At 67.8% G+C, this 12,028-nt stretch carries 14 protein-coding genes and 1 pseudogene; 10 read left to right on the top strand and 5 right to left on the bottom strand.

All coding sequences use genetic code 11. The features are described 5' to 3' along the window. Positions 1–40: 40 nt before the first annotated feature. Positions 41–553, bottom strand: a complete 513-nt coding sequence (locus tag AB4Z46_RS16580) for a hypothetical protein (RefSeq protein WP_442284608.1) — start codon at positions 551–553, stop codon at positions 41–43. A 315-nt stretch (positions 554–868) separates the two neighbouring features. Here AB4Z46_RS16580 and AB4Z46_RS16575 point away from each other — a divergent pair, with 315 nt between their 5' ends. Next, entirely contained in the window at positions 869–1,243 is a 375-nt protein-coding gene (locus tag AB4Z46_RS16575) for a hypothetical protein (RefSeq protein ID WP_442284607.1), read from the top strand. A gap of 164 nt (positions 1,244–1,407) precedes the next feature. Here AB4Z46_RS16575 and AB4Z46_RS16570 read toward each other — a convergent pair whose 3' ends face one another. The 3 genes from AB4Z46_RS16570 to AB4Z46_RS16560 form a co-directional block, all read right to left on the bottom strand. Continuing rightward, on the bottom strand, positions 1,408–1,626 hold the full coding sequence (locus AB4Z46_RS16570) for a hypothetical protein (protein ID WP_442284606.1): 219 nt from the start codon (positions 1,624–1,626) through the stop codon (positions 1,408–1,410). Between the two features lie 38 nt (positions 1,627–1,664). Then, on the bottom strand, positions 1,665–2,120 hold the full coding sequence (locus AB4Z46_RS16565) for a hypothetical protein (RefSeq protein WP_442284605.1): 456 nt from the start codon (positions 2,118–2,120) through the stop codon (positions 1,665–1,667). Between the two features lie 61 nt (positions 2,121–2,181). After that, positions 2,182–2,631, bottom strand: a complete 450-nt coding sequence (locus AB4Z46_RS16560) for an ester cyclase (protein WP_442284604.1) — start codon at positions 2,629–2,631, stop codon at positions 2,182–2,184. 20 nt (positions 2,632–2,651) lie between these two features. Here AB4Z46_RS16560 and AB4Z46_RS16555 point away from each other — a divergent pair. The 3 genes and pseudogenes from AB4Z46_RS16555 to AB4Z46_RS16545 form a co-directional block, all read left to right on the top strand. After that, positions 2,652–3,041 (top strand): annotated as a pseudogene (locus AB4Z46_RS16555) (methylated-DNA--[protein]-cysteine S-methyltransferase); the annotation flags it as partial. Further along, positions 2,941–3,297 (top strand): alkyl sulfatase dimerization domain-containing protein, encoded by a 357-nt coding sequence (locus AB4Z46_RS16550; RefSeq protein WP_442284675.1) that lies wholly within the window; start codon positions 2,941–2,943, stop codon positions 3,295–3,297. The pseudogene AB4Z46_RS16555 and the gene AB4Z46_RS16550, both read left to right, overlap by 101 nt. Before the next feature lie 28 nt (positions 3,298–3,325). Next, positions 3,326–4,435 (top strand): zinc-binding dehydrogenase, encoded by a 1,110-nt coding sequence (locus tag AB4Z46_RS16545; protein WP_442284603.1) that lies wholly within the window; start codon positions 3,326–3,328, stop codon positions 4,433–4,435. 21 nt (positions 4,436–4,456) lie between these two features. On the opposite strand, the gene AB4Z46_RS16540 is transcribed toward AB4Z46_RS16545, so the two are convergent. Further along, positions 4,457–5,167, bottom strand: coding sequence for a GntR family transcriptional regulator (locus AB4Z46_RS16540; protein ID WP_442284602.1), 711 nt, complete (start codon positions 5,165–5,167; stop codon positions 4,457–4,459). 134 nt (positions 5,168–5,301) lie between these two features. Here AB4Z46_RS16540 and AB4Z46_RS16535 point away from each other — a divergent pair, with 134 nt between their 5' ends. The 6 genes from AB4Z46_RS16535 (at position 5,302) to AB4Z46_RS16510 (ending at position 12,008) form a co-directional block, all read left to right on the top strand. Further along, positions 5,302–6,270 carry a VOC family protein gene (locus tag AB4Z46_RS16535; RefSeq protein WP_442284601.1) on the top strand — a complete coding sequence of 323 codons (969 nt, stop codon included), beginning with the start codon at positions 5,302–5,304 and terminating at the stop codon, positions 6,268–6,270. A 56-nt stretch (positions 6,271–6,326) separates the two neighbouring features. Further along, positions 6,327–7,181: a fumarylacetoacetate hydrolase family protein gene (locus tag AB4Z46_RS16530; RefSeq protein WP_442284600.1), complete on the top strand. Its 855-nt coding sequence runs from the start codon at positions 6,327–6,329 to the stop codon at positions 7,179–7,181. A gap of 47 nt (positions 7,182–7,228) precedes the next feature. Next, a complete protein-coding gene (locus AB4Z46_RS16525; protein ID WP_442284599.1) occupies positions 7,229–8,443 on the top strand; it encodes an amino acid ABC transporter substrate-binding protein in 1,215 nt (404 codons plus the stop codon). A 20-nt stretch (positions 8,444–8,463) separates the two neighbouring features. Next, entirely contained in the window at positions 8,464–9,324 is an 861-nt protein-coding gene (locus AB4Z46_RS16520) for a branched-chain amino acid ABC transporter permease (RefSeq protein ID WP_442284598.1), read from the top strand. A 160-nt stretch (positions 9,325–9,484) separates the two neighbouring features. After that, entirely contained in the window at positions 9,485–11,302 is a 1,818-nt protein-coding gene (locus AB4Z46_RS16515) for a branched-chain amino acid ABC transporter ATP-binding protein/permease (protein WP_442284597.1), read from the top strand. Next, positions 11,295–12,008 carry an ABC transporter ATP-binding protein gene (locus tag AB4Z46_RS16510; protein ID WP_442284596.1) on the top strand — a complete coding sequence of 238 codons (714 nt, stop codon included), beginning with the start codon at positions 11,295–11,297 and terminating at the stop codon, positions 12,006–12,008. Before AB4Z46_RS16515 ends, AB4Z46_RS16510 begins: the two co-directional genes overlap by 8 nt. Positions 12,009–12,028 lie beyond the last annotated feature (20 nt).

The raw sequence follows: 12,028 nt of genomic DNA, 5'->3' as shown, positions 1-12,028 counted from the left end.
ACGCCCGTCAGACCCATCGGCGAACCGCGCATGCGAAGCGTCAGAGATCCACTGAAGCTTCGGGCGCACCTTGCCTCGCCTTCCAGGAGCCGAGCAGCAGCACTCCCCCGGAATTTCCCACCGACAGTTGCGCATCCGGCGTTGCCCATGCCCGGCTGGCCCCTTGGTCGAACGCGGGGCGCCCGTACTTCTGCGTGAGGGCACTCTGGACATGCACCCAATCACCGGGGTCCTTCAGGTCGATCCAGACGCTCAGGAGCTTGCCGCTCTCGATCCGAAGAAATGTCGCCTGGATCGGCCGGGAGGCCAGCTTGCCCCCATGCTGGATGCACGAGAAACCGGCGTCGTTGCGGTACTTCTCCCATTGGACAGGGCAATCAGCCATGGCCTGGCCGGGCGCGAACCCTTTCAGCGAGTACGGCCCTGCGGGCGCAGAGATGTCCACCAGGGACGAGGCGAATGCGACGGCTGCGCCCAGCAAGCCCGCGCCGAGCACGCCCCACCTGCAGCGGAGCAATCCGGTGGACGACCAGGTGCGGAGACGGGACTTCATGGGCCCGGATGGTAGGGTGGCTACAGCGCACCAGCAACAAAAACTCGGGAAAATGGCAATAGTACCGGCCGGCTCCTGCCCGCCACCCCGCCCACGACTGCTCCCGACTGTCGCGAATTCACGTTCCGGCCCACTGCCGCCAGCAGCGGTCAGTCTGCGTCTTGCGAGGTCGAATCGCCTGACTACAATTTGTGTGCTCAAAACAAAGTGCTGCACCTCGGTCCCGCAGTGCCAGGCTGCGAGAGGCGGCGGGAATCCCGTAGAAGGCCGTTTGGGGTGTTTTTCAGGGTCGGCCGGGCTGACTGGAAGGGCATCATGACGACAACGATTGCGCAACAGGTCTGCGTCCAACTCCATGACCGATTGACCGCGGCCGAAGCCGGGCTGGCAGCCGACGGCTTCGCATCTCCAGTTCTCGTGGCCGTCGTGGCCGAGTTTCGGCGGAAGTTCTCGAAAACTCGGCCGGCGCTGGAAGGCGACGCTGGCCCAGGCCAGCGCGAGGCCATATTCGAGCTTGAGCAGGCAGCCGACAGCGCCAAGTGGGCGGCTTTGGCCGACCCGGGCGCGTCCGAAAGCGCCAAGCTGACAGTCATCGCCGCCCATGACTCCATATGCTGGTTCAAAGCGACCGGCAGTCTGCTCGACCGACAGTACGCCGAACCGGACCCGCTCGCTTCGGTCGCCGAATGACCGCAAGTGGCCGACCATAGCCTGCCGGTGAAGCGGACTCTCAGGAAGTTCGGCCGCGCGACGCCAGCGCCTTCGCAAAGACTTGCTTGTCCGCGATCTCGAAGCTCCCTTCGTTCGAATCGGCTCCACCGATCCATCTCGATGAGCGCGGCACGCGTGACGGGTTACTCAAAGTGATCCTTTGGCTTCGCGAAATGCGCACGCAATGACTGCACCCATCTTTCATAGGCGTGGCGAGACATGCTCATAGGATCGGCAGCTGATTCACACACCGAAAGTGCTCCGTTTGAAGTGCAAGCCGCAGAGCCCGGCGCAATCGGCTCGGGGGTCGATTCGCGCGCGAGCCGTGCCTCTTCATATAGCTGGCGCATGATCTTGCTCATCGTTCACTCCATCCGAAAAAAGGGCGCTAGTGCATACGTCAACTTGAAAACCCCGCGGCGGTTCTTACGGTCAGGACAAAGACACGGTCATCGCCGGTCGGCACCGGCAACGAGAATCCGATCTCGACAAATGGACTGGTGATCGAGAGTCCGCCGTTCACGGGTTGGAAAGCGAAGCACATCAGGAACTCACACGCATGGCGTTGTGCCTCGAGACCGAAATCGAGCGTCACCAGCCTCCAGCTGCCATCGTCCCTGGCAAGGGGCACCAGAAGCTGCAGGGCTCGGTTCTCGAGATAGGCGCGGCTCTGCACGATCGAGACGGCCTTCTCGATTGCAGGTGAGCTCGGTTCTCCCTGGACATCAGGAACGACAACCTCGGCCGAGTGCCGCCGGAACTGCAGATGCCTCTGGTGGAGTCGAGCAGACTGATCGCGAAGCCACGCGCTACCGAGATTCGCATGGGCACTGGTTCGGGTGGTATTGATGGACATCTCTGGCTCCTCGTGGATGGACACTAAGGGCCGCCCGCCGTGCGGCGCACGGCCCCTTGCGTCAGACGGTCGTCATGAGGCCGAGCTGCGTCAGCGCCTTCACGCCGTCATCCAGGCCAATCTCTTCGACGATCTTCCCGTCCTTCAGGCGCAGCACTGACGTGCCCGTGAAATGCATCTTCCGACCCGTGGCCGCGGGCAACCCGCCGACCAGGAAGTCGCCAAACGCGGGGCCGGTGTGCGTGCCGCCGCCTTCCCAGCGCCCGACGACGTAGTCACCTTCGGCGATGAGGTCCGCCGCACCCCAGAAGTTGAGGTCGGGGAATGCCTTGCGGAAATCCGCCATGAAGGCCTTGATGTCCTCGCGGCCGCGACGCGGCTCATGCAGCGAGTAGTGCAAGAGCATGTCGGGGGCGGCGATCTCGTCGACGATGCCGAGGTCGCAGGTCTCGCCCCAGAAGTCGGTGAACCAGCGGCCGACGATGGCCTTGTTGTCTTGTTCGATGGACATGGAAAAGCTCCTTGTTGAGAGTGGGTGAGCCGAAATTTAGGCGGTGGGCATCAGGCGCGCACTCCGCTTTTTGCGTTCGAATCCTCTCGACAGTGAAGTCAGCGAAAGCCGAATTCGATCGCAAGGACCGGCGTTCCCGAATCGCCTTGCGTACCTGGACTGCGATCACTACGAATCAGCCTCACCTCCGCGAGTGGAGGCTGGCGACGGCCGGTACCGAGCAGCAGCAAAGCGCGTGGGCGGCGCTGCGCCGCACTCCCGCAGGCCTGTCGACGACGTACGGAGCGATCGGCAAGGCAATGAGCATCAATGACTGGCGCGCAGCCTTGGACGCAGGTTCGGCGGTGGGCGCCAACCCGATCGCCATCGTCGTGCCGTGTCACCGGGTACTCGGCAAGGCCGGCGATCTCGCGCACTACTTCTATTGGCCTGGGGGCCCTGCTGGAACGCGCCCGCAAGGATTTCCAGCGTGGCGAGCATCGCTGGGTGGCCGAGGTCACGAACCACCTCGCCTTCGCGCAGCCCGGCTGGAGGAGTTCGACGGCCTGTTCCATGTCGCCGAGCCCTGATTCTCCCGCAGGGCCGGCCGCTCGATCGACCCGACATGCTGGCGGTGGCCGAAGGGCTTGCCCGAACTCACCGCGACCCACACACTGGTCGGCCTGACCCGACCCACGAAGCAAAGGAAGACCCCATGCAAATGCGTTCCAAGGCCGTGCTGTTCCGCGCCGACGGCGTGACGGTCCTCGTCGAAGACATCCTGGTCGACCCGCCCGGGCCCCACGAGGTGATGGTCAAGGTCGGCGCCTGCGGTGTCTGCCACAGCGATCTCTCGGTCACCAACGGCACGCTGCCGCTGCCGGCCCCCATCATCCTTGGCCACGAAGGGGCCGGGGTGGTGTGCGAGGTGGGGGCGAGCGTCACCGACCTCCAGGTGGGCGACTCTGTCATCAGCAGCTTCGTCAACACCTGCGGCCGCTGCCGCTACTGCACCAGCGGCAGACCCAACCTCTGCGACATGGGCAACACCACGCCCTACACGCTGCCGGGCGCCCAGCCCCGCACCTGGGACCTGAACGGCCAGCCGCTCAACGTGATGGGCGGCTGCGGCGTGATGGCCGAATACGCCACGCTGCACGAGAACAACGTGGTCAAGATCACGCCCGGGGTGCCGCTGGACCGCTGCGCCCTGATCGGCTGCGGCGTCATGACCGGCTGGGGCGCGGCCTGCAACACGGCCAAGGTCGAGCCGGGCTCGATCTGCGTCGTGTTCGGCGCCGGCGGGGTCGGGCTGAGCGCGCTGCAGGGTTGCCAGATCGCCGGCGCGACCATGATCGTCGCGGTCGACATGCTGGCCAGCAAGCTGGAACTGGCCAAGGTCTTCGGTGCCACCCACGTGATCGACGCCTCGAAGTCGGAGAACCTGGTGAAGGAGTTGCGCAAACTCACCGGCGGCGGCGCCGACTACGCCTTCGAGTGCGTCGGCCATGGCGAGATCGTGGCCCAGGCCTACGGCTGCCTGCGCAAGGGCGGAACCGCGATCGTCGTGGGCCTGGCCGGACCCACCAACATGACCACCCTCAAGACGGCCAGCTTCGCGCTGGAGGAAAAGGGCATCAAGGGCAGCTACTACGGCTCGACCCGGCCGCGCATCGACTTCCCGCGGCTGCTGGGGCTCTACCAGGCCGGCAAGCTGAAGCTGGACGAGCTCATCACGCGGCGCTACCGGATCGAGGAAGCGCCGCAGGCCTTCGACGACCTTGCACAAGGCCGAAACGCCAGAGGCGTGATCGTCTTCGAGTGAGATCGGCGCAGCTCGGCCGCGTCATGCGGCCAGGCTTCCGGCCTGTGTTTCCGGCGCGCGATTCAGGCGCGGCGAACTCAGCAGCAGCTGGGCCGTATGGTCCAGGTGCTGCGCGAGCAGCGCCTGCGCGGCCTCGATGTCGCGCTTGAGCACCGCATCGACGATCGCCTGGTGCTCGGCCTTGACGTCGCGCTCCGCGGCGGCGAGCGGCGCCGACAGGTAGCGGTAGCGTTCGCTTTGCTGGTAGAGCATCTGGTGCATCTTCAGCAGCCACTGGTTGGGACAGCCCGACACCAGCGCGCGATGGAACTCGCCATGGTTCGCGGCCCATTCGGCATTGAGCTGCTGCGGAAACTCGGCGTCCCGCTCGGCGACGCGATTCAGCCGGTACAGCGCCGAGACGATCCGGCCTTCCCAGGCCAGGTCGCCATGGCGGATCGCCTCCGCCAGGCAGAGCTTTTCGATCTGGATGCGGGCCTCGACGAGGTCCCTCAGATCGAGCGCCGACACCGGGCTCACGCGGTAGCCGCGCGCCGGCTCCGACACCACCAGCGCCTCGGCCTCGAGCATCGCGAGGCCCTCGCGCACCGCGCCGGCGCTGACCGCCAGCTCGTCCGCCAGGGACACGATGTTGAGCTTGGAGCCTGGCAGCAGGCGTCCCTCGACGATCGCGCTGCGCAACCGCTCGAACACGAGTCGTGTCTGGCTCATTCCCCTGGGGCGCTCGCTCATCGCTGTCATTGGTGGTCCGAAGAACTTGATCTTACTAGTTAACCCTAGGTATAGATAAATAGCCTGTCGATATAGTTTGCCAAAAAGAATATATTCTTTTCTCAGAACCACGAACAGTCCTCGGAGACACATCCATGGCCATCGAGTTCCGCACCCGCAAGGATCCGCATCGCGCCGACGTCCACGGCGTGCATTCCCTCGATGGCTTCGTCTTCACGGTGCCCGACCTCGATGAAGCGGCACGCTTCTACGATGCCTTCGGCCTCGAGACGAAGCGCGTCGGCGAGCGACTCGATCTCTGCACGTCCGGGCATCCGCACGCCTGGGGCTCGCTGTACGCCGCGCCGGGGCCCAAGAAGCTCCAGTACCTGCGCTTCGGCTGCTTCCCCGAGGATTTCGATGCCATCGCGGCGCGCATCGAGCGGCTGGGCGTGGCGCGCTCGGCGCCGCACCCGCTGGGCGACGCCGAAGGGCTCTGGGTGCAGCATCCGGATGGCTTTCCGGTCCAGATCGCGGTGGCCGCCAAGAGCACGCCGGACCTGCCCGCCGAGAAGCCGTTGGAGCCGCCCGTGCCGCCGGGCACCGGCGCCTCGCTGGCCCGCTCGCGGATTCCGAAGGTTCATCCGCGCCGGCTGTCGCACGTGCTGCTGTTCTCGCCGGATGTGTCGCGCGCCATCCGCTTCTACGAGGATGCGCTGGGCCTGAGGCTGACCGACCGCTCGGCCGATCTCGTGGTCTTCATGCACGGCGTGCACGGCAGCGACCATCACCTGATCGCGATGGCGAAGTCGCCGGGGCCGGGCCTGCACCACCTGAGCTGGGACGTGGCCAGCATCGACGAGGTCGGGCGCGGCATGGAGCAGATGTTCGCCGCCGGCTATTCGCGCGGCTGGGGCGTCGGCCGCCACGTGCTGGGCTCGAACTACTTCTACTACGTGCGCGACCCCTGGGGCAGCTACGCCGAGTACTCCTTCGACATCGACTTCGTGCCGGGCGATTTCGATTGGCGTGCCGGCGACCACCCGCCCGAGGATTCCTTCTATGCCTGGGGCCCCGCCGTGCCCGAGGACTTCGTCACCAACTTCGAGATCCAGAACGGATGACCGCGCGCAGGGCGTGGCTCTCCCTTTCCCTTTTCTTCATCTGAGAGGTCGTTCCCATGCGTCTCGTCGCATTTCAAAGCAAGGGCCGGGCGGCCATCGGCCTGCGTCTGGCCCAGGAGATCGTCGACCTCACGGCCGAAGGCCTGCCCGCCACGATCGACGCGCTGTTGCGCGCCGGGCCCGAGGGATTGGCCGCGGCGAGACGCGCCGGCGCCTCGGCGCGCTCGCGGCTGCCGCTGTCCGGCATCGACTGGCTGCCGCCGCTGCAGGAGCCCTCGAAGGCCATCGCGGTCGGCCTCAACTACGTGGACCATGCGGCCGAGGGCAATTTCGAGCCGCCCAAGTACCCGGTGCTGTTCCATCGCTTCCCCTCGTCGTGGGTCGGGCATCGCCAGCCGCTGGTGCGCCCGCACGTGTCGACCCAGTTCGACTACGAAGGCGAGCTGGTGGTCGTGATCGGCAAGGCCGGCCGCTACATCGACAAGACGAAGGCGCTGGAACACGTGGCCGGCTACTCGCTCTTCAACGACGGGTCGATCCGCGACTACCAGTTCAAGTCGGCCCAGTGGATGATGGGCAAGAACTTCGACCGCTCGGGCGCCTTCGGCCCCGAGCTGGTCACGGCCGACGAACTGCCCGCCGGCGCCACGGGCCTGAAGCTGCAGACCCGCCTCAACGGCCAGGTGCTGCAGGAGGCCAACACGCGCGACATGATCTTCGACGTCGCCACGCTGGTGTCGGTGTGCTCGGAGCCCTTCGCGCTGCAGCCGGGCGACATCATCATCGCCGGCACGCCGGCCGGCGTGGGCTTCGCGCGCAAGCCGCCGATCTTCATGAAGGCGGGCGATGTCTGCGAGGTCGAGATCGAGGGCATCGGCCTGCTTTCGAACCCCGTCGTCGACGGCGACTGACCGGCCGCGCGCCCGCCGCTTCCCGGAACCATCACAGGAGACAGAGCATGAACATGGACCGTCGTTCCTTCGTGGCAGCCGCCGGCGCCCTCGGCGCCAGCACGCTGTGGAGTTCCGGGGCCGGCGCGCAGCCCGGCGGCACGCCGATCCGCGTCGGCGGCACGCTGGCGCTGACCGGCCCGCTGTCGTCCACCGGCATGGTGCACAAGCTCACCGGCGAGATCTACGTCGACTCGTTGAACAAGCGAGGCGGCCTGCTGGGCCGGCCGGTGGAGTGGGTGCTGAAGGACGACCAGTCCAAGCCCGACCTGGCCCGAACGCTCTACGAGCAGCTCGTGACCTCCGACAAGGTCGACCTGCTGATCGGGCCCTACGCGACCGGCAACATCCTGTCGGCGATGGGCGTCGCCCAGCGCTACAACAAGACCCTGGTCCACCACACCTTCGGCATCCCGAACCTGGCCAAGTACGACCAGCAGTTTCCGGCCTGGTCGATCGGGCCGGACCCCGAGAAAACGCTTCCGGCGCTGGTGCTGACCGCGCTGGCCGCATCGGCCGCGCCGCCCAAGACCATCGCGGTGGTGACCAGCAAGTTCCCGTCGGTGCATTTCGTGGCGCTCGGCGCGCGCGAGGTCGCCAGGCAGCGCGGCCTCAAGGAGGTGCTGTTCCTGGAGTGGGACTTCGGCAACCGCGACTTCGGCCCGATCGCGGGCCGGGTGAAGGAGGCGAACCCGGACTTCATCTGGACCGGCGCGATCGGCCTGGAGGGCAACCAGCTGCTCGACGCGATGAAGAAGATCGACTATGCGCCGCTGCACCACTTCTATCACGTGCCCGCGCCGGCGCCGATGCTGAAGGCGCCCGAGGCCAACGGCGCGTTGTCGATGACGATCTTCGAGGACCATCCGCCCTTCACCAACAATCCCGTGGCGGCCGAGTTCGTCAAGGTCTACCGCGAGCGGGCCGCGAGCGCCAACATGCCCGACACCGCGGTCGAGACGCAGGCCGCGGCCTCGTTCACGGCCTGGCAGATCATCGAGGCCGCGGTGATCGCCACCAAGGGCCTGGACGACAAGGCGATGGCCGCCTGGCTGCGCGCCAACCAGGTCGACACCATCCAGGGCAAGCTGCGCTTCAACGAGCGCGGCAACTTCGGTGCCGACCTGAGCCGCGTCAAGCAGGTGCAGAACGGCAAGTGGGTCACGGTCTGGCCCGCCGACTGGGCGGCGCCCGGCGCCAAGCTGCAGACCCGCGGCGCCTAGGGCGTGCGAACAGGCCCTGGATGACGCTGCCGAGCGCCACGCTCCTGGCCCAGGCGATCCTCGCGGGGCTGTTCACCGGTGCGCTCTACGGCCTGCTCGGCCTCGGGCTGAGTCTCTCGTGGGGCATGCTGCGGCAGATCAACTTGGCGCATTTCGCGCTGGCCTTCCTCGGCGCCTACCTGACCTACGAACTGTCGAGCCATCGCGGGGTCGACCCGCTGCTCACGCTGGTCTTCATCGTGCCGCTGTTCTTCGCGCTGGGCGCGGCCCTTCACTGGGTGCTGACGCGCTTTCGCGTGAGTTCGTTCAATTCGCTGCTGGTGACCTTCGGCGTCACCGTGATCATCGAGGCGCTGCTGCAATGGATCTGGACCGCCGACTACCGCAAGCTGGAGTCGAGCTACGCGGAGCACAAGCTGCGCCTCGGGCCGCTGTTCCTGCCGGTACCCGAGCTCATCACGCTGGGCCTGGGGGTCGGCATCTCGCTGGCGGTATGGGTGGCGCTGCGTCGCACCGACCTCGGCAAGGCGATGCGCGCCGCGGCCGAGGATGCGCCGATCGCCGCCGCCTTCGGCGTCAACCAGAACGCGCTGGCGCTGATGCTCTCCGGTCTCAATGCCGCGCTGGCCGGCGTCGCCGGCATGTGCATCGCGCTGGCCTACACGCTGTCGCCCTCGCAGATCTACGCCTGGATCGGCGTGGTCTTCGCGGCGGTGATGCTGGGTGGTCTGGGCCGGCCGCTCGGGCCGCTGATCGCGGGCTGCATCATCGGCGTGACCGAGGCCCTTACCATGGCGATCACCGCGCCTTCCTGGGCGCCGCTGGTGTCCTTCTCGCTGCTGATGCTGGTGCTGCTGGCGCGGCCGGGGAGGGTGGCATGAGCCGCCGGGCCGCTCCCAAGGCGAATACCGAAGCGCTGCTGCGCGAAGGTATCCCAATAAGCCGCCGGGCCGCTCCCAAGGCGAATACCGTAGCGCGATGCGCGGAGGTTGCCGAATGAGCCGCCGGGCCGCTCCCAAGGCGAATACCGGAGGCTCTCCGATGAGGCGCTCGCTGCTCGTGCTCCTGGCCGCCGGCGCGGGCCTGGCCGTGGTGCCGTGGCTCGGGCTGCCGGCCTTCTACGAGTCGATCCTGTACCTGGTGCTGCACTGGATCGCGCTCGCCACGTCTTGGAACCTCCTGTCGGGCTACTCGGGCTACTTTTCCTTCGGCCACGGCGCCTTTTTCGGCATCGGCATGTACACCACCGCCACGCTGGCGACCCGCCTGGATGTGCCCTTCCTGTGGACGCTGCCGGCCGCCGGCGCGATGGCCGCGCTGTTCGGAGCGGTGCTCGGCGCGGTGGCCTTCCGTGTCCAGGCGGTGCGGGCCGAGCTGTTCTCGCTGCTGACCCTGGCCGCCACCTTCGTGGTCGCGACCATCATCCTCAACACGCCGATCGACGGCGGCCCGGGCGTCTACATGAGCGCGGTGCCGGTGCCCGCGATCGGGCCCTCGCCCTCGGGCACCTTCTATCTGCTGGCACTGGCCGTCGCCTTGGTCACCGTGGTGGCCGCGCTGGCGGTGTACCACTCGCGCTTCGGCACCGGCCTGTTCGCGATCCACGACGACGAGGACGTGGCCGAGGTGATGGGGGTGCCCACCTTCCGCTACAAGCTCGGCGCCTTCGCCCTGTCCTGCGGCCTGGCGGGCGTGGTCGGCGGCGTGCATGCGTTGTTCATCTCGTACGTGACCACCGGCGACACCTTCACGATTGCGCTGCCGCTGACCGTGGTGCTGATGGCGGTGTTGGGCGGCACGCGCCACTGGGCCGGGCCGATCGTCGGCGCCACCGCGATCACGCTGCTGCTGTATGCCTTCACCGGCGGCGACACCGCGATCGTGGGCAAGGGCCTGACCGGCCTGGTGCTGATCGTGGTGATCCTCTTCATGCCCGAAGGCCTGCTCGGCCAGGCGCTGAAATGGTGGAACACACGCCGCGGCGCCGTCGTGCGCGCGCCGCCGGCGGTCGCCGCCGCCGCTGCGCGAGCGGCCGTCCCGCCGGTGGGGCCCGCGGCCGAGGCCGGCGCGGTGCTGTTGCGGGCCCGGGGCGTGCGCAAGTCCTTCAAGGGCGTGCAGGCGCTGCGCGGCGTCGATCTCGAACTGCGGCGCGGCGAGATCCTCGGGCTGCTCGGACCCAACGGCTCCGGCAAGTCGACCTTCATCAACGTCGCGAGCGGCCACTACGCGGTGACGGCCGGACTGATCGAGTTCGACGGCCGGCGCATCTCGGGCATTCCGGCGCACCGCATCGCGCAGGGCGGCATCGCGCGCACCTACCAGATCCCGAGGCCCTTCGCCCACCTCACGGTGCTCGAGAACGTGGCGCTGCCCGCGATGTTCGGCGCCGCCTCGCTCGACCGCCGCAGCGCCGAGGCCGAGGCCTGGCAGTGGCTGGCTTTCACCGGGCTCACCGAGCGGGCGCAGGCGCTGCCCGCCGAACTCAATCTGCACCAGCGCAAGTTCCTCGAGTTCGCGCGGGCGCTGGCTTCGCGGCCGCAGGTGCTGATGCTCGACGAGGTGCTGTCGGGCCTGACGCCGTCGGAAATCGATGAGGCGGTGGCGCTGATCCGCCGCATCCGCGACCAGGGCGCCACCATCGTCTTCGTCGAGCACGTGATGCGCGCCGTGATGGCGCTGTGCGACCGGGTCGTGATCTTCAATCGGGGCGAGGTGCTGGCCGAAGGCGCGCCGCAGGAGGTCATGCAGCGTCCCGAAGTGGTCGCCGCCTATCTCGGCCAGGCGATCGTGCACGAGCCGCCCGCCGGTGGCGCGCAGGCATCGGCGCCGGCCGCGCGCGCGGAGCTGAGCCATGCTTGACTTGGAGGCGATCCGCGTCGCCTACGGACAGGCAACCGCACTCTGGGACGTGTCGCTCTCGATCGGGAAAGGCGAGCTTGTCTGCGTCGTCGGCCCCAACAGCGCCGGAAAGAGCACGCTGATCAACGCCATCGCCGGCCTGCATCGCGTGAGCGCGGGGCGGCTGGTGTTCGACGGCCAGGACATCTCCAGGCTGGCGCCGCACCGCTTCTGCGGCCAGGGCATCGCGCTGGTGCCCGAGGGTCGGCGCCTCTTCACCGAGATGACCGTGCGCGAGAACCTCGAGCTCGGCAGCTACCTGCGCGCGGCGCGGGTCGAGCGGGCCCGCTCGCTGGAACGCGTGTGCACGCTGTTTCCGGCGCTGGTCGAGAAGCTGTCGCAGCCGGCCGGTGCGCTCTCCGGCGGTCAGCAGCAGATGGTGGCCATCGGCCGCGCGCTGATGGCGAGGCCGCGCCTGCTGCTGCTCGACGAACCGTCGCTGGGCCTGGCGCCGAGCATCGTGCTCGACATGTTCGACGCCATCCGGCGCATCCATGCGGACGGCATCGCGGTGCTGCTGGTCGAGCAGAACGTGAGCATGGCGCTCGAGGTCGCCGAGCGCGCCGCGGTGCTCGAGGAGGGCCGCATCGTGGCCCTTGGCCGGCCCGACGAATTGATGGCGCGGCCCGAGCTGCGTCGCGCCTACCTCGGGCTGGAGCCGGACTGAACTGCAAGCTCGCCCAGGCG

Source organism: Variovorax sp. M-6, from assembly GCF_052114385.1.
Classification (GTDB): Bacteria; Pseudomonadota; Gammaproteobacteria; order Burkholderiales; family Burkholderiaceae_C; genus Variovorax.
The sequence above is the reverse complement of the archived record's forward strand: the minus strand, read 5'-3'. Positions and strand labels throughout refer to the sequence as shown.